A 19,973-nucleotide genomic window follows, 5' to 3' on the forward strand; every position below is an offset into this window, starting at 1 on the left:
ACTGCGGAACGTGACGCCTCACCCGCAGGAGCCGACCGGAACCGCGACACTGACCGCCCGAGACGTGACGTTTTCCTATGGGAAGACCGAAATCCTCAAGCGGGTCAGTGCCGCCATCGTCCCGGGTCGTTTGACGGCGCTTGTCGGGCCGAATGGATCGGGCAAGTCGACGCTTCTGGGAGCACTTGCGCGGTTTCTCACTCCGTCATCCGGCACGGTCGAGCTGGATGGCCGGCCAATCCTGAGCCAGCCGACCAAGGCCGTTGCCCGCCGGCTGGCAATCCTGCCGCAATCTCCTCCCATGCCGGAAGGGATCACCGTCTTCGAACTGGTATCGCGCGGCCGCTACCCGCATAGCGGCCTCCTTGGCTTGTGGAGTGCAGCCGATCTTGCGGCAATCGATGACGCCATGGGCATGACAGGCGTTGGCGGTTTCGCGGATCGTCCGGTCAGCGGACTGTCGGGTGGCCAGCGGCAGCGCTGCTGGATTGCCATGGCGCTGGCACAGGAAACACCCATCTTGTTGCTCGACGAGCCGACGTCGGCGCTTGACCTGCGTTACCAACTCGAAATCCTGGCGCTTCTGCAAAACCTCAGCTGCTGCCATGGCCGGACAATCGTGATCGCCATGCACGACCTCAATCTCGCCGCTGCCCATGCCGACCAAATGGTTTTCTTCAGGCAAGGTGTCGTGCATGGAGCGGGTGCAACCGCTGACGTGTGTACGGCCACGGCGATAGAAGCAGTCTTCGACGTGGCCGTCGATGTGCTGGTCGATCCGAGAACGGCAAGGCCAGTTTTCGTGCCGAGACTGCCGGTTGCGGCAGAGGGAGGCCGGGATGACTGAGGGTGCGGTTGCGGGGATCAATCAAGGGAGGTTTCCGACCGGCAGGCTTCTTGTGCTGGCCAGCCTTCCATGCGCTGTCGCCTGTGCCGCCCTCTTTTCGATCGCCATCGGTGCGCGGCCGATGGCCACCGAGACGATCCTGTCGGCGCTGACCGCCTACGATGCCTCGAATTTCGATCATCAGGCGCTGTTCCTGTTTCGCATGCCGAGGCTGGTTGCAGCCATCCTCGTAGGGGGCGCGCTGGCGCTGACCGGCGCACTGATGCAGGCGGTGATCCGCAACCCGCTGGCGGAGCCGCAGCTGCTCGGCCTCAATTCCGGCGCGGCGTTGGCGGTGGTCGCGACATCGGTAGCCGGTCTCGATGCGGCCGGCCTGATCCGCCCGGCGATTGCCGCCGCCGGTGCCTTTACAGCCTTTGCGGTCGTGCTGGCGCTTTCAGGCATCGGCCGCACCGGTGCGACACCCCTCAAGGTGACGCTGAGCGGCGTTATCGTATCCGCCTTCGCATCGTCGGTCACGTCGGCGCTTCTGCTCGTGGATGATCAGGCGTTGCAGGATCTGAGGCTGTGGCTGGCCGGTGATCTCGCCGTGCAGTCGTCGGACAATATCGCCATCGCCGTCCCGGTGATCGCAGCCGGGGTGCTGACCGCCTTTCTGCTCGCGCCAAGGCTTGCGGCGCTGGCGCTGGGTGACGAGGTGGCGCGGGGTCTGGGCATCAATGTCAAGACGACGCGTATTTCAGCGCTTCTAGTGGCGGCCGTCCTGAGCGGCACCGCGGTGACGCTGGCCGGCCCGATCGGCTTCATTGGCCTGATCGTGCCGCATCTGGTGCGCCGCGTCATGGGAGAGAATATCCGGCTCCAGTTCCTGGCCTGCCTGTTCGGCGGGCCGTTGCTGCTGTTGGTGGCCGACATGCTGGCGCGTCGACTGATCGCGCCGGCGGAGATCGCCACGGGCGTCGTCACCGGCGCCGTCGGGGCGTTGTTCTTCATTATCCTCGTCGCGCGGCATGTCCGATGAGCAGATCTCGCCTTGCCTCTGGATATCGAAAAACCGGTGGGGACAAGTCCTTCCTCATTTACCGGCCCATGGTGCTGGTGGCACTGCTGGGCCTTGCCGCACATCTGGTTGCCGGCGCGATTGCTGCCACGGTGATCGGCAGTGCGCCGACATCGGTGCAGTCCGTGCTGACCTGGCTCGTCGGTTCGGGGCAGGATGAGCTGCTCTCCGTCGTCATCGGCCAGTTGCGCCTGCCGCGCATCCTCCTCGCTTTGCTTTGCGGCGCAGCACTCGGTATGGCGGGCGCTGCGATGCAATCGACGACACGCAACGGCTTGGCCGATCCCGGCTTGATAGGCGTCAAGGAAGGCACCGTCATCACCGTCGTTGCGATGCTGCTGTTCTTCCCGCAGATACAGGCCTTCTGGCGCCCATTTCTGGGCCTTGCCGGAGGGGCTGCCGCCGCGATCGTCGTTATCGGCATTGCCCGTTCGCTCTCAGGCCTGCGTTTCGTGCTGATCGGCATCGGCGTCTCCTGGCTGCTGTCATCGGCCATCGCCCTGTTCATGACGATGGCGGCCATCAACGAGGTGCAGACGGCGATGATCTGGCTTGGGGGCAGTTTGCACGCCGCGTCGTGGCTCGACCTCCGGCTGGCGCTGCCTTGGGTAATCGCGGGATTTGCAATTCTGCTCGCCACGACCCGATCCGCCGATGCCGCGATGCTGGGCGACATGGCATCCGTCGGCCTCGGCATTCGCACGCGACACCTGAATGCGGCGCGGCTTTCGGCCTCAGTCCTGCTGACATCCGCCTGCGCTTCGGTCGTTGGCGGACTGGGCTTTGTCGGGCTCATCGCGCCGCATCTGGCACGGCTGTGCTTCGGCTCGTCGCAGATGCCGCTTCTGCTCGGAAGCGCCGTGATCGGAAGCCTTCTGGTACTTGCCGCCGATACGGTCGGCCGGACGGCGTTCGCGCCCGTCCAGATCCCGGCAGGCATCCTGATGGCCGTGCTCGGCCTGCCGTTTTTTCTGGGGCTCATGTGGCAAAGAAGGGATACGTTATGAATTCGACAAGGTATCGCGCCGCCGCTTGCGCCCTTCTGCTTTCCTTCGGCCTGATCCTGCCGGTAGCGCCCGCGCTCGGCCGAGTGATGACTGATGACGAGGGACGAACCGTCGAGGTTCCGGACAGGCCGCTGCGGATCATTTCGCTGGACGACGCCGACCTGACCGTGCCGCTGCTCGAACTGGGCGTGGTTCCGGTCGCCAGTCCCGGCCGGTTGGGGCGCGACGGTCAGCGTTTCTTACGATCCAGCCTGACGTTGACCGGGTTGGATTTCGACAATACCGGCATGGCCTTTCTCGGATTGCAGCCGATCGACGTGGAAAACGTCGCGGTGCTCAAGCCTGATCTGATCGTGACGTTGAAGGGACGGCCGACACCGGCGGAGCAACTGCAGGCGATCGCGCCAGTTGTCGTCATCGACGATATTCTGCGTGGACCGGACGGTGTCTACGATCTTCTGGCCGAGCTGACGGGACGCCAGGAGATGCTCGCCGTCCTGCGCCGACGCTACCGGGCTCAGGTCGAGCAGTTGCGCATGCTGGCGGGCGAAAATCCGCCGGTGGTCTCTGTGATTTCCGCGACATCCGATCGAAAGATCAGCGTCGAGCGAAGTTTCGGCAGCATAGGTCTGGTGCTGCGAGAGGCAGGCTTTCCGTCACCGAAGCTGACCGAGGCGATCGCTGAGAATTCCGGCGCCATGTTCAGCCCGGAGGCACTACCCGAGTTCGATGCCGACGTCATTTTCGATACGTTTCGCAACGATCGCAAGGAGACGGCGAGAGATGCGAAAAAGCGGATGGAGGCACTGATGCCGGACTACTGTCGGTTCCTGCGCGCCTGCCGCGAGGGCCGTTATTATTTCCTGCCGCGAGATGAAGCGAAGTCGACAACCTATGCCGCACGCATGATGGCCATCGCGGTTCTCACCGGCATCATCTCGTCCCTTCGCTAACCTGACGGCCTGCCTGAAAAAGAATGATAGTAAAGTAGCAGGATAGGTTTGCATCCCATCAAGACCTTAGTCGTAACGGATCGCCTGGCGGCTGTTTAGTTAAGCTGTTTTAAAAGAGCCGCAACTATGGCTTCTGGTCGATCTTCCTGAACGAGGTGACCGCAGGCAGCTAGCATCTCGATCAAGCCATCAGAAATCAAGTCGGCAAGGTCAGCGCCTTTTTGGCTCGGGATCCATTGGTCGTCTTCACCCCAGAGTATACTGACGGGGCAGTCCATTTTCCGGTACATCAGTTCTATCTCGTCCGTATACTGCTGATCCATTTGTGCAATCTGCCGATAGAAAGCAGCCTGCCCAACCACGCCGATCCATGGTTTCGAGTAGACAAGCAAGGCTTCTTCCGAGAGCGGATGATGCGCGGATGTCTGAAGATAAGCCTTCAACAACGCGCGGTGCATGTAGTCAGGCATACCTGCAAACGCAGCCTGATGAAGCTTTACATGCTGAACGAAAGGCGATCCCCATGGAGCAAGGGCGACCGCATCGAAGATTGTCAGGGATGAGTACCGCAGTCCATCAAGGAAATAGGCCCTGAGGGCCGTGGCGCCGCCGAAGTCGTGTGCCAGGATATCAGGTCTTTCCAATCCCCATTCCTTGAACAAAGCACATAGGACCTTGTTTTGCACCGCAAGAGACACGTCCTGACCTTCCCGCATTTCCGAGTGTCCATAGCCGACGAGATCGAAATAAAAGACGGTCCGCCGATCAGCTACGTGAGGAATGATCTTGCGCCAGACTTGCGAAGAAAATGGCGTTCCATGAATGGCGACCAAGGCCGGACCGCTGCCAATTCTTCCCCATTTCACGGCGTTGCCATCTATTGTCGTGCTGTAAGGTAGTTGGAGCATCTCGGTCATTCGTTATCCGCTTCATTCGGGATTTGGGGCCAAGCCGGTGGCCGTTGGGAAGAACGCGATGTAGGCAATTGCGATTTCCGGTTTGAAGAGGATGCTTGCGCTACACACCCAAGCTTAAGAACCATGGCCGAGATTGATCGGCGAGTCCTGCCAAAAGCATTGAATCTTTGATTCAGTTTTCGGAACTGTCCGTCGTATTAGGACCTTTGCCCCTGTCAGCGGCGCGATCCCCGAGGGATAGGCGACTTAAGAACGCCTCGACTACGCGTATCGTTACGCCCTGAACCAAGCCCCCGAGATCACTGTCAACGACATCGTTGTCCATCCGACCAAGCAGGATCGGGAAATCTTGGGCCGCAGGTGTCGTCGGCACTTGCGGCCTCAGTCAAAAGCTATCCCGCTGAAAAGTCTACAACCCTTTCTCGATCGGTGAAACCGGCCGTGAGTGCGATCCCTTTCAAGAGCTTGACCGCGTGTATATCTCTTGCCTGCTCTTGGCACTACGAGATAGATCACCTTCCAACCCGACGATAGTTCCAGCATGAGGAGCAAACGTTTGGTCGATTTGGGATAACATTGCAAAAATTAGCCAGCGAACGGCGGGGCAGTGGTTCGTATCGGTTTAAGGCGTTAGAACACATTAGATTCTAAGCGCAGCTACAAGGGCTCGCAATGCTGGGGGGGGCGTCGCCGGCTTGAATGGTAGATATGGAAGCCTGCGAACTTAGGCACCAGTCGACCTCGCCACGAAGGTACAATCAGTTGTTGGTGATATTGTCCCAGCAGGAAAGCGCAATTTCCGCCACATCGTGCAGCTCGGCCCGGTCCGCTCCATCCCGGGCACGGATCGCCATCCCACTTTGGACTGTCTGCACGAACCTCGCCAGTTTGGTCGTGTCCGCCGTAGCCTTAAGATCACCATCGTTTTTCGCTTGATCGAAGCGCGCTTTGAGCAGATCGAAACCGCCTGCACGAGTCGCTCGCATGAGTTCGCCCAATTCGGAGTGCCCTTCGCTGCCCACGGTCGCGAGCGTTGACATGCACCCATGGGGTAGATCGAGATCCCCACCGGTCATGGCGATCGCCTCGTCCTGGAGAAAGAACAGCGCGGCCTGCCTCCCTGTTAAAGCAGCCCTGAAGCGGGTCCAAACCAACCCCTCGTAGGTCGTATAATAGTATCGGAGGGCCTCGGTATAGAGCGCATCCTTTGAACCGAAGGCCGCATAAAGACTTTTGGTTCCGATCCCCATTGCCTCCGTCAGGTCGGCGATCGAGGTCGCCTCGTATCCCCTCACCCAGAAGAGCCGTGTCGCCGCGGCAAGCGCAGCCTGGCGATCAAACTCTCGCGGTCGCCCGCGTGGAGGACGCGTTGACGGTGAGTTCGCTTGAGGTATCGAAACATTATTCTGCATCGATCGCTGTATAAATCAGTTGACGGTAGTTTGCAATGCCGCTACCTATTTGTGCATCGATCACTGCATAAAAGGAAAAGTCATGGATCTGTGTGGGAGACGCGCACTTGTGAACTGCGGTTCGAGGGGAACGCAGGAGGCACAGAGCCTGAGGTCAGCGACAAGATGGACGCGGCTAGTACGGGCTACCAAGCCTGTTATGGCAGCCCATCGCAATTCAGTCGCGACTACGTGCGCATCTTTGGGCGTCCACCGGCACGTGACGCCAGCCAACTGCGCAACTCAGCCTGAGCTGCCCTGCCTCTAGGACGCTCTGTGTTTTCGGCGTGGAATATTGAACCCATTACAATGGGTGGCCGGCTCACGCAGCTTCCTGGCCGCCCATCACAGGCAGACAATTTCGTCAAGTTTCCCTAAACTTCTCTGGAGAGCAACCATGTCCACCAACCCTATCGATATCGCCACCACTTTCTTCGGCCACTGGACTGCAAATCGCATTAAGGACGCCCTTGCGATGCTGTCGGATGACGTCCTCTATGACAACGTGCCGCTGCCCAACATCATAGGGAGGGACAACGTTCGCGAATTCCATGAGGACTTCGGGATTGGAACGGCATTCAGTGTGGACTGGGCTGTGACCAACATGGCGGCATCGGGGAATCTCGTTCTCAACGAGCGGATCGATGTGTTCACCCATGAAAGTGGCGCGACGATCACATTGCCGGTTATGGGTACGGTCACCGTGGAAAACGGGGAAATCACTGTCTGGCGCGACTATTTCGATCTGGCCGACTTCGAGAGGCAGGTCTCACTTCTCAAGAAATAGCCAGATCGCAAACCCGCCGCCTTGGAGCTGCGGCGGCGTTGTTCTCGCCGGCATGCCGCGATCGAAGGCAAGGTGTTTTGGTGACTAAGGGAGCCGTACCTGTCTTCCCGACGATCGCCGGGGCAGGTCTGCGGCTCCCGTAACACAGATATCAATAGAAATGACGCGGTGTTTCTAGGAATTCGCCGCAAGAGAGCGGTTTCCTCTCAGTCTGGGCGGAGAACATCATGATTTCACCCTACACGATCAACATCCCTGACGCACGGCTCGCTGCGATCAGAGCCAAGGTCGAGGCTTATGACTGGAGCCAGCTGCCGGATGCGGGGGGATGGTCAGCGGGGGTCGGAGTTGATGACCTCAAGCAGCTCACCGCTTATTGGCGGGACAGCTACGACTGGCGTGCGGTAGAACGACGCCTCAACGCACTCCCCAACTTCACGGCCGACGTGGAGGGCGAGCACCTCCACTTCGTTCATGTGAAGAGCGACGGCTCCAAGCCTCCCATCCTGCTTCTCCACGGCTGGCCGGGCTCGTATCTCGAATTCGAGCGGCTCTTGGAGCCGCTCGCCGCGGACGGGCACGATGTTGTTGTCCCCTCGCTTCCTGGCTTCGCGTTCTCCAACCCGATCACGGGCCCGATCGGCCCGCGGCAAGCCGCTGCCCTCGTACATGGGCTGATGATCCAGCTGTTCGGCGACGCGCGGTATTTCATTCAAGGGGGCGATTGGGGCCACGCCCTCGCGGTCTGGGCAGCGCATGATCGACCGGACGCTCTGCTCGGCATCCACATCAACATGATTACCGTGCGTGCGGAGGATGCCACTCCGACGACCGACGAGGAGAAGTCCTTCGCCACCAAGCGGGCCGCGATTGCAGATCGGGAGGGCGCCTACTTTCACGAGCAGGCAACCCGGCCGCAAACGCTCGGCGTCGCGATGGCCGACAGCCCGGTCGGAGCGGCGGGCTGGATACTCGAAAAGTTCGGCAAGTGGGCCGATCTTCCGACAACCGCCGATGGCGACCCGGACATCTGGAGCAAGTTTTCCGAGGAGGAGCTCCTCACCAACATCATGCTCTACATCGCGCCGGCATCGTTCGTGACTGCAACCTGGATTTACTACGGCAGCCGGCTTGAGGAGTCGCGGATGCTTCCGGCTGGCACCCGCATCCAAGTGCCGACCGGCTTTGCGGCCTTCCCCGATCCGGTGTTCCTGCCGCCGCCGCGCTCATTGGCGGAGAAGACCTACAACATCGTGCATTGGACCGACATGCCGCGGGGCGGTCATTTCGCCGCGCTGGAAGAGCCGGAACTGATGCTGGCCGACCTGCGCGCCTTTATCGCGACGGTGTCGGGAGCGCGCTCTTGAAGGTGCGCTGCCGCTCGACCTGCTTGACCACCGAATAGGCCTTGTATTTGAGGATCGCCGCTTTGAATTCGGCGCCGAGCATGAAGATCACGCCGACCATGTAGAGAGGCAGGATGGTGTAGTGCGCGGATCCAGACAGCAGTGCACGGCGCCGTGCAGGAACTTCTAACGGCGATGGATCGCGCCGAATTGACAGTGCCGATGATCGCCGAAAAGCCGGCGTGATCCCGTCAACCATTTACCGCCGTTGGGGCGACCTTGCTGATCTTCTGGCCGACGTCGCAGCCGCGCGCATGCGATCGCAGCCGCCCTTGCTACCTCGTGGTCGGGCAAGCATGGCGGCTTTACATCGGGCGCTCGTGTCACACATACGAGAGCGCAACCGGTCCGTAGCCTTCCGGCGCAGTTGGTCCCGATCATTTATAGCCCGTGGCGCTTATGGCGCTGATTCCGCTCTCGAAATCGCGGCCTCAAAGACGGGGTCGACAGTTCGTTTCTCTTCAAGAGCGGTTGACCATAGGCTGGCAATCTGCCCCATTCAAGGGCCACAGTCCTCCTGATAAGACCGCGGAGCGGGTTACCCGGAAGATATGGTCTTGCGACCATCTCCGACGGCTGGATGTTATCCGGATCGAGGAGGGGTGCTCGCAGAAAAGTTTAAAACCAACTCGTAGGCCGTGCTGCGTCCGCCAGCTTCGCCTTTTTGCAGTACGCCTTTCGCCATCAGGTCTGCAATGTCGCGAGATGCAGTGTCCTGGGATGCGTTCGTCAATTTTGCCCACTTTGTAGATGTAAGCTTGCCTTGGAAATTTCCCTCTAGAAGCCGGTTGAGGACCTTCGCTTGTCGCGGATTAAGGTCGCTTGCAGCATGCGTCTGCCAGAAATCATTCTTCAGCATGACGTTGTCGAGGGTCAGCAGCGCCTCGCCAACAGCGTTGCCCAGACGATCGAGGAACCACTCGATCCAACTTGTGATGTCGAGGCCTTCCTTGCTGGTGATTGATTGTAGAGCTTCATAATATCCGATGCGGGATCGCTCGATTGCTGCGGACATAGAGTAGAGCCGCTGCGCGCCGCCACCACCGCGTGCAAGCGTCATGTCAGCTATTGCACGAGTTATTCGGCCGTTGCCATCGCCGAAAGGGTGGATCGCAACAAACCAGAGGTGGGCAATCGCTGCTTTGATGAGGGGATCCAGTTCGTGCGATCCGTTAAACCACTCAAGAAAGGCCGACATCTCAGCTTCCACGCGGTCTGCCGGCGGAGCAATATAGTGGACTTTCTCAAGCCCAAACGCACCAGAAACGATTTCCATACGACCGCCAGCGTCGTCACGCCAATCGCCGACACGAAGCTTATGTCCCCATTCGTTGCGGCCAGTCGGGAACAGGGCCGCATGCCATTGGAACAATCGCTCTGCCGTAAGTGGCTCCGCGCAATTGATCGTGGCATCGAGCGTGATATGCACGATGCCCTCGATTGAACGGTTTGGAGTAACAAATCCATCGATGTCGATACCAAGACGCCTGGCGAGTGAGGATCGAACCTGTTGCTCGTCCAGTTGTTCTCCCTCGATCGCTGACGACTTCACGACGTCATCCGTCAATGCTCGGAGAAATGTCGCCTCGCGCGTACGAAAACCCAAGCTCTCGACGCGGCCAATAAGTCGCCCTTGATCAAGGCGGACGGTCGCAATCCTCGATGTGAGGCGGTGAATTTTCCACTCGAACTTGGGCCATAGTGTGGACTGCCAAATGTAAGTCATATCCCACGATAGAGCTCATCTGCGGAGAATAGCAAGACCAATCTCCGCATGATTGCGGAGATTGTTATCCGTAATCTCCGCACTCGTCTTAACTTGGGCGCGCCAAACCGCGCCGGCTCAGCCACACGTGATTGATGTCTCAAGCTTTGAGGAATGCAACTCGTTGACTGAGCCTTACTTCGAGGCAGCCGAACTCACAACGGTCCGTGGGGATGAAGATGACGGCGGATCAATAATGTAAGTAGCCTACTGTGGGCTATGCTCCAGAAACATTACGATTTTCTATTAGCATGTCGCGGGCTCGGTTCCCATCAAGAGCTCAACGCAAGCCTTTGTATATCCCATTGACATATCCTTGGCTGCGCATTAACTTTGGCATATCCCATCTGTAGATCCCAGAGGAGTATGTCATGGAGCAGGGTGCAATATTCCAGAGTAATCGTAGCCAAGCTATCCGGCTTCCGAAGGCAGTCGCTCTTCCGGACGATGTGAAGCGTGTGGATATCGTCGCGGTTGGGCGTACTCGAATTATAGCCCCCGCCGGCGAAGTCTGGGATAGTTGGTTTGACGGCGACGGCGCGACTTCCGACTTCATGAGCGAACGTGATCAGCCTGCGTTGCAGGAGCGTGAGGCATTCTGATGTTGAAATACATGTTGGACACCAACATCTGTATCTCCACCATCAAGAATAAACCGGAGCACGTGCGAGATGCGTTCAATCGCCACCACGGTCAGCTTTGCATTAGTTCAGTCAGCCTGATGGAGCTGATATATGGAGCAGAGAAGTCTGCTAGCCCAGAACGCAACTTGGCCGTCGTTGAGGGGTTCGCTGCCCGTCTGGAAGTGCTATCTTATGACGAGATAGCGGCGACCCATACTGGCCAGCTGCGTGCTGAACTTGCACGAAACGGAACGTCCATTGGTCCATATGATCAACTTATAGCTGGACACGCTCGGTCGCGCGGGTTGATCGTCGTCACAAACAACTGCCGCGAGTTTGATCGCGTGGTAGGCTTACGCGTCGAAGACTGGACCGTCTAACCCACTGAGATGTTCCTGACTGATTGTCCAATCTGACTGTGCTAGACAGAAATCTACCGGGTTAGCGGTTCCGATCCCATCAAGACCTAAGTATCCAGCAGCCTCCGGTAGCTTCGCTCATCCTGATCGATCTTTTGGGCATGCGTCGGCGGTACTAAGAGGCAGAGCAAGCGACTGGTCAGTGCGCAGCAGTGAAGGAATGTTTTTCGTAGTCGCCGCGCTTACCTCTGGTAATAGCTGAACCCAGCGCCTAACGTTGTGTTTGAACAAGACCATCGGCCCATCGACTATTGAATAGCTTTCTACCGTCTGCTGCAGCATTGTCCACAAGCGCATATTAGAATGGCAGAACCGGAGAACGTCTTCCCATGAACGACCTGAAATCCGGCCTCGACACGGCGCCTCCCGTGCCGCATTGGGATGAGGCGGATCGTCTGGCCGCTATCGAGCGCTACGCCATACTCGACAGCGGCCGGGAAGACGCTTTCGATGATGTGGCAGAGCTGGCTGCGGACATACTTGAAGCCCCCATTGCCGTGGTTAACTTCATCGCTGCCGATCGCCAGTGGTTTAAGGCGGAGGTCGGTATCGGCACGGATACCCTTCCGCTCGACGTTTCCATTTGCCGGCACGCGATTCTGCAGCCAGGCGTTCTCGTCGTGCCGGACCTTACCCAGGACAATCGTTTTGTCGGCAATCCGCTGGTCCATGTCGCCGACGGCCTGCGCTTCTACGCAGGCGCGGTCCTGGAGACACTCGAAGGCCTTCCACTTGGTACGGTCTGCGTCCTGGATCATAAGATCCGGCCGCAGGGTATTACCGAGCGGCAGGAACGTGCGCTCGAGGTGCTTGCCAAACAGACCATGGCGCGGCTTGAACTCAAGCGATCGGAAATCCTCGCGCGGGCCGAGCGAGCACGGGCCGAACAGCATGCCCGTCGCTTTTCGCTTGTCGCCAAGGCCTCGACATTCCTGCTCGGTGCAGCCGATCAGGTCGAGGCTGTGCGAGCGTTTTTCTTGCTCGTTGCTAAAGAGTTCGGCCTCGACGTAGCCTTTCACTACCAGTGCGGCGACGGTGCGCTCAAGCTGATCGCAGCCGCGGGGCTTACGCCGGAGCAGGAGCGAGCCGCAGCTCGGATTGAGTTCGGCCAGACCGTGTGCGGGATTGTCGCCGTCAAGCGCGCAGCAATGCACGTGACTGACATCCAGACATCCGGCGATGCCCATGCTGTGATCTTGAAGAGGTTTGGCCTCGATACGTATTTCAGCGCGCCGCTGCTGGCCGGCGCCGACTTGCTGGGCACCGTTTCGTTTGGCCGTAAAGGTGAACCCTTTTCGCCGGAAGAACTCGACGCGCTGAGCGCGCTGGCCGCCCAGCTTGCAACGGCGATCGAGCGCGGACATGCGGAAGCAACCCTGCGCGAGAGCGAGGCGCGGCAGACATTCCTGCTCGCGCTATCGGATGCAATGCGGTTGCTAAAGACGCCAAACGAAATCGCCTCGCTGGCTGCCGAGCGACTTGGCGAGCGGTTCGACCTCAGTCGGGTGTTTTACGCAGAGTATTTCGGCAGCATCATGAAGATCGAGCGCGATTACACGCGCGGCGTGAACACGATCGTGGGTGAACACGATCTTACGGCGTTCGGACCGGAGCTGCTGCGCGCTTATCATGAGTGTCCGGTCGTCAAGGTCGACGATGTTCAGGCAGATCCAAGATTCAATGATGACGCGCGTACCGGGCTCCAGGAAAGGCAGGTCGGTGCTTACCTTGATGTTGTCCTTTTCGAGGACGAGCATTGGGTCAGCTTGTTGGCCTTGCAGAGCGCCAGGCCCCGAGCATGGACGACGTCGGAGGAAGGACTGTTTCGCGAGGTTGCTGAGCGCGTCAGAGCGGCAATCGAACGCGCGCGCGCTGAGGATCGACTCCGCGAACTGAACGACACACTAGAGCGGCGGGTCGCCGAAACAAGCGCAGAGCGCGACCAGATCTGGCGACACAGCCTTGACTTGCTGTCTGTGATCGACTTGGCCGACGGGACGTTCCACACGGTCAACCCCGCCTGGACAGCGGCGCTCGGCTGGTCGGCGGACGAGATTGAGGGCAAGGCCTACGGACAGTTTGTCCATCCAGACGACGCAAACGCAAGCACCGCCGCCTTCGAATGCGTTCGCAAGGGAGAGCCAGTCAAGCGGTTCCAAAATCGCTATCGGAACCGGGATGGCGGCTGGCGGTGGCTATCGTGGGTCGCGGTGCCAGAAGGGGGCAAGCTCTATTCGATCACACGCGACGTGACCGAGGAGAGTGCCCGCCAAGCGGCGCTCGAAGACGCGCTCGCCGAACGCAAGGTGTTTGCCGACGTCGTCGAGAGCTCTCCGGCATCCATTCTTGTGATGGATCGGGACTACAATATCCTCGCACTGAACAGCGCCAACGCCGACGCTGTCGAGCGCGTTTACGGCCTCAGAGTCAGGGTCGGCGACAATCTCATGCAAAGGCTGGCAGGCATGCCCGCGTATCAGGAGCAGGTGCGTAACCATTGGTCGCGCGCTCTCGCTGGCGAAGAATTTTTCTTGAACGCCACGTTTGGCGACGAGGCCTTGGAGAAAGGTACCTTCGAGGTGCGTTTCAACGCGCTTCGCGACCGCGACGGTCGGCTGATCGGTGCCGTCAATACCTCATATGACATCACCGACCGGGTTCGTGCCCAGGCTGAGCTGGAGGCAGCGCAGGACGCGCTCCGGCAATCGCAGAAGATGGAGGCGATGGGCCAGCTCACCGGCGGCGTGGCCCACGACTTCAACAACCTGCTGACGCCTATCGTCGGTAGTCTTGACATGCTCCAGCGTAGGGGACTGGGGAATGAGCGCGAGCAACGTTTGATCGCTGGTGCGGTGCAATCAGCTGAACGGGCCAAGACGCTCGTTCAGAGGCTGCTCGCATTCGCCCGCCGTCAACCGCTCCAGTCAGTGCCGGTGGATATCGCGAAGCTCGTCGCCGGAATGGGTGACCTCATTGCGAGCACCACGGGCCCACAGATCAGGGTTCTTGTGGAGGCGCCCGAAGACCTGCCCCAGGCAAACGCCGATCCGAACCAGGTCGAGATGGCGCTCCTGAACCTGGCGGTAAACGCGCGGGACGCAATGGCGGAAGGCGGTGGAACGCTGCGGATTTCAACCAGAGTGGAAAGTGTCACACCGGGCCATCGCACCAAGCTTCGGCCTGGTAGATATATTTGCCTGTCCGTCGCCGACACCGGAGCGGGCATGGACGAGGCAACGCTTGAGCGCGCAATCGAGCCATTTTTCTCGACCAAAGGCGTCGGGAAGGGGACAGGCCTCGGTCTCTCGATGGTGCATGGGCTTGCGTCCCAGCTTGGCGGCGGACTCACCATCCAGAGCAGGCCAGGACTGGGAACCAATGTCGAGCTGTGGTTGCCGCTGAGCGTCGCGAATCCAGAAGCCGCCGCCATCACCACCGGATCGCTTGAATTACCACAGACATCCGGGACCGCACTTCTAGTCGACGACGAGGATCTGGTGCGGATGGTCACAGCGGATATGCTGAGCGACCTAGGCTACGCGGTCATCGAGGTCACCTCCGGCGACGAAGCACTTCGTCTGATCAAGTCGGGCGAGCACTTCGACCTTCTCGTAACCGACCATCTGATGCCTGGCATCAGCGGTACCGACCTGGCTCGCGAAGTGCGGGGCGCAAAGCCTGATATTCCCGTTCTTCTCGTTTCCGGCTATGCCGAGAGCAGGGGGGTTGATCCAGATCTTCCACGTCTGACAAAACCATTTCGCAAAGACGAGCTTGCGGCGAGCCTCGCGCAACTGAAGAACTCAGCCTAATCTCCGTTCTTCACTGAAATGATTGCTGCGTCAGGTCTCTAGCTTGAAATCCGTGAACGGTGAGTGACCCTCATGGCTACCATCTCGGGCGTGAGACTGTTGCGGGCACTACAATATCGCGCAAATCCAAGCCGCTTGAACCGGACGAGGTGGGTTCGTATCCGAGAAGGTCCAGAGGATGACTTTCGATTATTAGGAAGAGGCGCTACCCAGTCAGACCGCGCTTACCCCAAGCTCAGCCAAGGCGGACCTCAGCTGGCGTTCCGAGATTGGCTTGGATAGAAAACGGGCCCCCTCGGGAAGCTTGCCCTGCTCCGGCGAGTACCGGCCAGATATGACGATGATCTTGCATTCGGGCCAGCGGGATGACGTAAGGTTCGCAAGTTTAATACCGTTCATCGAGCCGGGCATGTCGATATCCGTCAGCAGGGCTTTTACGGAGATTTCGGACTCGAGTACCTCCAGCGCCTGATCGGCGTTTCCCGCCTCAAGAACGTCGAAGCCATAGTCGCTGAGGATATCGGCGAGATCCAATCGGATCAATCCGTCGTCTTCGACCACAAGGATAGGATGCTGGTACATCAGTGCTCCCTCTGAAACCCTTCCAGATCAGCATCGATCTTGAAGACGAGCCCCTGCGGTTCGAATGAAAACCTAACATGGCTGTCGGCGGTCCCGTTAAGGCCAGCTTTGATCAGCTTCATACCCGATCCGGCGCTCTCGGGCTTTATGGTCGGCGGGCCGCCCATTTCCATCCACACGAGCTGGAAGCGATCTGACTTGCTCCCGGCCACCTCCCAATCGATCGCAACCTGACCATCCGGCGTTGACAACGCGCCATACTTGACCGCATTCGTTGCCAGTTCGTGGAGTATCAGGGCCAGGGACAGGGACGGGCGAGTGCCGACCTTGATATCGGTGCCCGATACGGAAATTCGCGGAGCTGCTGCATCGTCATGGAGCGACCTCATCTGCTCGACAAGCTGGGTCACAGTCGAAGCGCCAATTCCGCCAAGAAGAACGACGTCATGGGCGGCACTCAGGACCGCGATCCGATCCGAAAGCCTGGCGCGTGCGCTTGCGAGATCGACAGAATTCCGCAGCGTCTGGGAGGCAATGGCCTGAACCATGGCAAGCTGGTTTTTCAGCCGATGCCCCAACTCATGCGACAACAAATCCTGTTTTGCCTGTTCGGCCCGCAGTTCCGTCACGTCCAGGGCTTGGACGAGAATACCGCTGACCCGAGCATCATCCTCGATCATCGGCTGGTAGACCAGATCGATCACGCGGTTCTGCTTCTCGCCCGCGGCTCCGCGATTTAGTTCAATTTCCAGGTTTTTCGCCACGAAAGGGACGCCTGTTCGATAAACGCCATCCAAAATGTCGATGTAACCTTGCCGAACCACCTCCGAAACGGCTTCGGCGACCGACTTCCCGATGATCTCGCGGCCAGTTCCGATAATCGAGTAGTAAACCTCGTTGGCATATTGAAAGACGTGATCCGGTCCCGAAAGGATCGCTATTCCTCCGGGGTTTAATTCGAAAACCCGTTCGAACCGCTCGCGCAGGCTGCGTTCGGCCTTTCTGTCGGCAACGATCGCTGTCTGCTCTGTGCAGGCGCAGAACATGCCGAGCACGGTGCCCCAGGGATCACGGACAGGCGTGTAGGAAAAGGCGAAATGCGTTTCTTCGGGGTATCCGTTGCGATGCATGACGAACTCGATGTCATCCATCGATGTGCCCTGTCCGGCGTAGGCTGCAGAGATAATCGGCTCCACCTGTTCCCAGATGTCGTGCCAAAGAGCATGGAACGGATGACCGAAAGCTTGGGGATGGCGTTGCCCGCACATAGCCGCATAGCCGTCGTTGTAGAGCGTGATCTGCGCGGGTCCCCAGACGATGAGCATAGGTTGCAGGGATCCGAGCATGACGTTGGTAAGCGTTCTCAGCTCCACGCTCCAGGTCTCTGGCGCTCCAAGCGGTGTCGCGGACCAATCGAGATTGCGGAAAAGCTTACCGCAATCCGGGTTAGCCAGAGACATGTGTGATCCTTCGTTTCGTTTTTTCTGCCGGTAGTTTTTTTCGATCCGGCTTAAACCACTGACACAGCGATGTTGTTCCGCACGTACTAATCTATCTTTGGATCCGCGGACGACGATCGGGAAGCTGAGCCTATTGCAAGGCCCAACGCCGCCGAAAGGGATCTTTCCGACACCGGTTTGCGGACAACCGGGATGGCTTCAAATCCCTCGGGGATCGTGCTGCTGTCCCGGTATCCGGTTGCAAAAATATACGGGATTGCGAGCCGCGACAGTTCGCGAGCCGCATCTTCCGATGTCGAGATTCCAAGGTTGAGATCGAGGACCGCGCATTCCGGAGGAGCGACGGAGATCTGACGGAGTGCCGCTGCGACATTTGCGGCGACCGCCACGTCATCAGCCCCTAGTGATCGCAAGAGCTCCTCGGTGTCCATTGCGATCAATGACTGATCCTCGACAAGGAGAACCCGAAGCCCCTCCAGTGGTCGCTCCATCGCCTCGATGGTCTCTCCAGAAACCTTGTGCTGCTCTAAAACCGTGCGGAGGTGATCTCCCGGCAAGACAATCGAAGCCTTCAAACCCTCAGGCGCGAAAGTCATCACCACCGAGCCGCCGAGGTCATGGGAAATCGTCTTCTCGATCAGGTTGGAGCCGAAGCCCCGTCTGGTAGGGGGCACGACTTCAGGACCGCCGCTCTCGACCCAGGTAAGGTGACAATCACCGTCTTCGATTTGCCAGGAGATTTCGAGCTTACCGGAAGGGACCGAAAGGCTGCCATACTTGGCAGCGTTTGTCATCATCTCGTGCAAAAGAAGGGCGACGACACCGAACGCGCGTTCGGTCAGCCCGACGGGCTTGCCCTCTGCAACGATGCGATCGGGCATTTTGCTGAAACGATGCATGCCCGCTTCGGCCTCGATCAGACCGCGGAGTTCGCCTCCCTCAGTTCCAGCGAAGGACTGGTCGTGCGCGAAGGAAAGCGCCCGCAGGCGTCCCTCGAACGACTGGGTATAGTCATCGACCGATTCCGCGTTCGCGCCCGTCTGGATCGCGATCGATTTGACCAGCGCGAGGATATTCTTCACTCGGTGGGTCATTTCCGAGTTCAAAAGATTGCGCTGTTTTTCGTTCTTTTCGCGCTGCTCTTCGGTCGCGTCATTATGAGAGAGCATGACGTCCCTGACATAGCTGCGGATTGCATCCGCGACCACGAGGTCGGCATTGGTCCACGGCAGGGATTTATGACGGACATCTTCGCGCCAGGTGTCGAAACTGCCGCGGGGCGATAGACGTATGCCTGTCTCGGTCAGCTCCTCTGTCTTCCTCGGTTCGCCTGCCCATTCAATCTGATGGGCCTCTTCGCTTCGGAAAAAGACGAGATAGTCCGGAGATGACACGGAAATCGGAATAGCAAGCAGCCCGGCGACACGTGTCCCGTATTCCTGCTGGTCTCCGGCCTCCGTCTGGAGATCCTGTGTGTCCCAGATGGTCTTTCCCGCCTTCCCGGCAACCATCTCCATCAGATGAGGCACGGCAGCCTCCGAGGGCGCTACGCCGAACGAAGACCAGTGACCACGCGACCAAAGCCCGGCTCCATCGCTGGCAATCAGCGAGGAAAATTCACGGAGGCGAGTTTGGAGCGTTAATTCTACGGGATCGTTTGCATCGACGCCCGAGATGATCGCATCAAGACGGCTGCGGGTGGCAACAGCGGCAGCCTTCTGCTGGCGGTGCTCAATGGAGGCGACGTGAAGCGAAAAATACTGGGCAAACAGTTCGGTCGCCACTCGAAGGGGAATGGAGAGCAGTTTCGGCGTGTTGTGGTGACAGGCAATCAGTCCCCAGAGTTCACCGTCGACAACGATCGAGATTGACATAGACGCCGTCACACCCATATTGCGAAGATATTCGCAATGGATGGGCGAGACGCTGCGCAGGTGGGCATGCGACAGGTCGACCGGGGGCTCGCCATCGGCGATCATTGGCTTCAGGGGCACTGGGACGAAGGATGCGTCACCGATCACTCTGACCCAATTCTTCACATAGAGCTTGCGTGCCTGGACCGGAATGTCCGAGACCGGAAAGTGCTGGCCGAGAAAGCTGGTCAGTGAAGGATCGCGGGCTTCGGCGACAACGCGGCCGGCGCCATTGTGCAGGAACCGATAAACCATCACACGGTCGTAGCCGAGCATGGCGCGCACAAGACGCGCAACGGCTCGGAAAAGGCTGTCGAAATCCTTTAGCCCGTCAACACGGCGCACAAGCGACTGAGTGAGGTGCAAGGCGACTTCCGTGTCGTAGGCAGACGCGGGTGTCTCGAACTCCAGGAATGTCCGCCCTTCGTAGCGATGCGCCGTGATGTCAGCGGCGTGCCGGTCGTCCGCAAGCTTTGCTTTCAGCACGACCCCGCCGATATGTCCCGGCCCTGCCTGCGTGACCGCGTTGGCGATATCATGCGAAACCTTGGCTCCGACGACATCCGCAAGCTCGGCGCCAACGTAGTCGCGGTTGGTGTCTCCAAGGAACGTATCAAGATTGTCAGAAACGAATGAAACCAGTCCGTCTTCGCCCAGCACGATCATCGCGCCATGCGGCTGGATCGTTCCCGGAATGTGGATGGGTTCGCGATCGCAATTTGTCAGGTCGATTGTGGATCGATCGTAACTCAACGGCAGATTCCTGTTGTCTAAATGGCTTGCAAAATGCCGTTGCTGTTTGTCACGATCGATCGTTCAGGGCAACGACCGACCACGCTGTATACGTATCCTCGAAGACTTCGGATTGGACCGGACGGCTAGCTTGCCCAAGATAGAAGACCGCAGGTAACTACCATCCTGCCGCTTTTGTTCCTTAGCGCGAGAGGCCGTCACCAAGTTTCGGTCAAGAT

The 19,973-nt window shown here is 59.1% G+C and carries 15 protein-coding genes and 1 pseudogene; 10 read left to right on the plus strand and 6 right to left on the minus strand.

Annotation, left to right across the window (positions count from 1 at the left end; all coding sequences use genetic code 11):
- Nucleotides 1-10 precede the first annotated feature (10 nt).
- Genes AC0JZ4_RS21430 through AC0JZ4_RS21445 form a run of 4 tightly spaced genes read left to right on the plus strand, consistent with a single transcriptional unit; the run spans nt 11 to nt 3,867 of the window.
- Complete coding sequence (locus AC0JZ4_RS21430; RefSeq protein WP_471888508.1) at nt 11-847, plus strand: ABC transporter ATP-binding protein; 837 nt, start codon at nt 11-13, stop codon at nt 845-847.
- A complete protein-coding gene (locus tag AC0JZ4_RS21435; RefSeq protein ID WP_471888509.1) occupies nt 840-1,868 on the plus strand; it encodes a FecCD family ABC transporter permease in 1,029 nt (342 codons plus the stop codon). Before AC0JZ4_RS21430 ends, AC0JZ4_RS21435 begins: the two co-directional genes overlap by 8 nt.
- Nucleotides 1,865-2,914 carry a FecCD family ABC transporter permease gene (locus AC0JZ4_RS21440; protein WP_471888510.1) on the plus strand — a complete coding sequence of 350 codons (1,050 nt, stop codon included), beginning with the start codon at nt 1,865-1,867 and terminating at the stop codon, nt 2,912-2,914. Before AC0JZ4_RS21435 ends, AC0JZ4_RS21440 begins: the two co-directional genes overlap by 4 nt.
- The gene (locus AC0JZ4_RS21445; RefSeq protein ID WP_471888511.1) at nt 2,911-3,867 is read left to right on the plus strand and encodes a TroA family protein; all 957 of its coding nucleotides are present in this window, start codon (nt 2,911-2,913) and stop codon (nt 3,865-3,867) included. The genes AC0JZ4_RS21440 and AC0JZ4_RS21445 overlap by 4 nt, the downstream gene beginning before the upstream one ends.
- Nucleotides 3,868-3,962: 95 nt before the next feature.
- Here the strand turns inward: AC0JZ4_RS21445 and AC0JZ4_RS21450 are convergent, their stop codons facing one another.
- Together AC0JZ4_RS21450 and AC0JZ4_RS21455 are read right to left on the minus strand one after the other, a co-directional pair.
- Nucleotides 3,963-4,784 carry an alpha/beta fold hydrolase gene (locus AC0JZ4_RS21450; protein ID WP_471888512.1) on the minus strand — a complete coding sequence of 274 codons (822 nt, stop codon included), beginning with the start codon at nt 4,782-4,784 and terminating at the stop codon, nt 3,963-3,965.
- A 758-nt stretch (nt 4,785-5,542) separates the two neighbouring features.
- Complete coding sequence (locus AC0JZ4_RS21455; protein WP_471888513.1) at nt 5,543-6,196, minus strand: TetR/AcrR family transcriptional regulator; 654 nt, start codon at nt 6,194-6,196, stop codon at nt 5,543-5,545.
- Nucleotides 6,197-6,632: 436 nt separating this feature from the next.
- On the opposite strand from AC0JZ4_RS21455, the gene AC0JZ4_RS21460 reads away from it, so the two are divergent.
- The 3 genes and pseudogenes from AC0JZ4_RS21460 to AC0JZ4_RS21470 all read left to right on the plus strand — a co-directional run.
- Complete coding sequence (locus AC0JZ4_RS21460; RefSeq protein ID WP_471888514.1) at nt 6,633-7,022, plus strand: limonene-1,2-epoxide hydrolase family protein; 390 nt, start codon at nt 6,633-6,635, stop codon at nt 7,020-7,022.
- Nucleotides 7,023-7,249: 227 nt separating this feature from the next.
- Nucleotides 7,250-8,389: an epoxide hydrolase family protein gene (locus tag AC0JZ4_RS21465; RefSeq protein ID WP_471888515.1), complete on the plus strand. Its 1,140-nt coding sequence runs from the start codon at nt 7,250-7,252 to the stop codon at nt 8,387-8,389.
- Nucleotides 8,390-8,518: 129 nt separating this feature from the next.
- A pseudogene (locus AC0JZ4_RS21470) lies at nt 8,519-8,733 on the plus strand (TetR family transcriptional regulator); the annotation flags it as partial.
- 278 nt (nt 8,734-9,011) lie between these two features.
- On the opposite strand, the gene AC0JZ4_RS21475 reads toward AC0JZ4_RS21470, so the two are convergent.
- On the minus strand, nt 9,012-10,154 hold the full coding sequence (locus AC0JZ4_RS21475; protein ID WP_471888516.1) for a Fic family protein: 1,143 nt from the start codon (nt 10,152-10,154) through the stop codon (nt 9,012-9,014).
- A gap of 410 nt (nt 10,155-10,564) precedes the next feature.
- Here AC0JZ4_RS21475 and vapB point away from each other — a divergent pair, with 410 nt between their 5' ends.
- From vapB to AC0JZ4_RS21490, 3 genes are all read left to right on the plus strand, one after another.
- On the plus strand, nt 10,565-10,795 hold the full coding sequence (vapB, locus tag AC0JZ4_RS21480) for a type II toxin-antitoxin system VapB family antitoxin (protein WP_471888517.1): 231 nt from the start codon (nt 10,565-10,567) through the stop codon (nt 10,793-10,795).
- Nucleotides 10,795-11,196, plus strand: a complete 402-nt coding sequence (vapC, locus tag AC0JZ4_RS21485; RefSeq protein ID WP_471888518.1) for a type II toxin-antitoxin system tRNA(fMet)-specific endonuclease VapC — start codon at nt 10,795-10,797, stop codon at nt 11,194-11,196. The genes vapB and vapC overlap by 1 nt, the downstream gene beginning before the upstream one ends.
- 368 nt (nt 11,197-11,564) lie before the next feature.
- Nucleotides 11,565-15,047, plus strand: a complete 3,483-nt coding sequence (locus tag AC0JZ4_RS21490) for a GAF domain-containing protein (RefSeq protein ID WP_471888519.1) — start codon at nt 11,565-11,567, stop codon at nt 15,045-15,047.
- 213 nt (nt 15,048-15,260) lie between these two features.
- Here AC0JZ4_RS21490 and AC0JZ4_RS21495 read toward each other — a convergent pair whose 3' ends face one another.
- The 3 genes from AC0JZ4_RS21495 to AC0JZ4_RS21505 form a co-directional block, all read right to left on the minus strand.
- Complete coding sequence (locus AC0JZ4_RS21495; protein ID WP_471888520.1) at nt 15,261-15,629, minus strand: response regulator; 369 nt, start codon at nt 15,627-15,629, stop codon at nt 15,261-15,263.
- Entirely contained in the window at nt 15,629-17,089 is a 1,461-nt protein-coding gene (locus AC0JZ4_RS21500; RefSeq protein ID WP_471888521.1) for a PAS domain-containing sensor histidine kinase, read from the minus strand. The genes AC0JZ4_RS21495 and AC0JZ4_RS21500 overlap by 1 nt, the downstream gene beginning before the upstream one ends.
- An 86-nt stretch (nt 17,090-17,175) precedes the next feature.
- Nucleotides 17,176-19,755, minus strand: a complete 2,580-nt coding sequence (locus tag AC0JZ4_RS21505; protein WP_471888522.1) for an HWE histidine kinase domain-containing protein — start codon at nt 19,753-19,755, stop codon at nt 17,176-17,178.
- Nucleotides 19,756-19,973 lie beyond the last annotated feature (218 nt).

The organism is [Rhizobium] kunmingense (assembly GCF_977018605.1).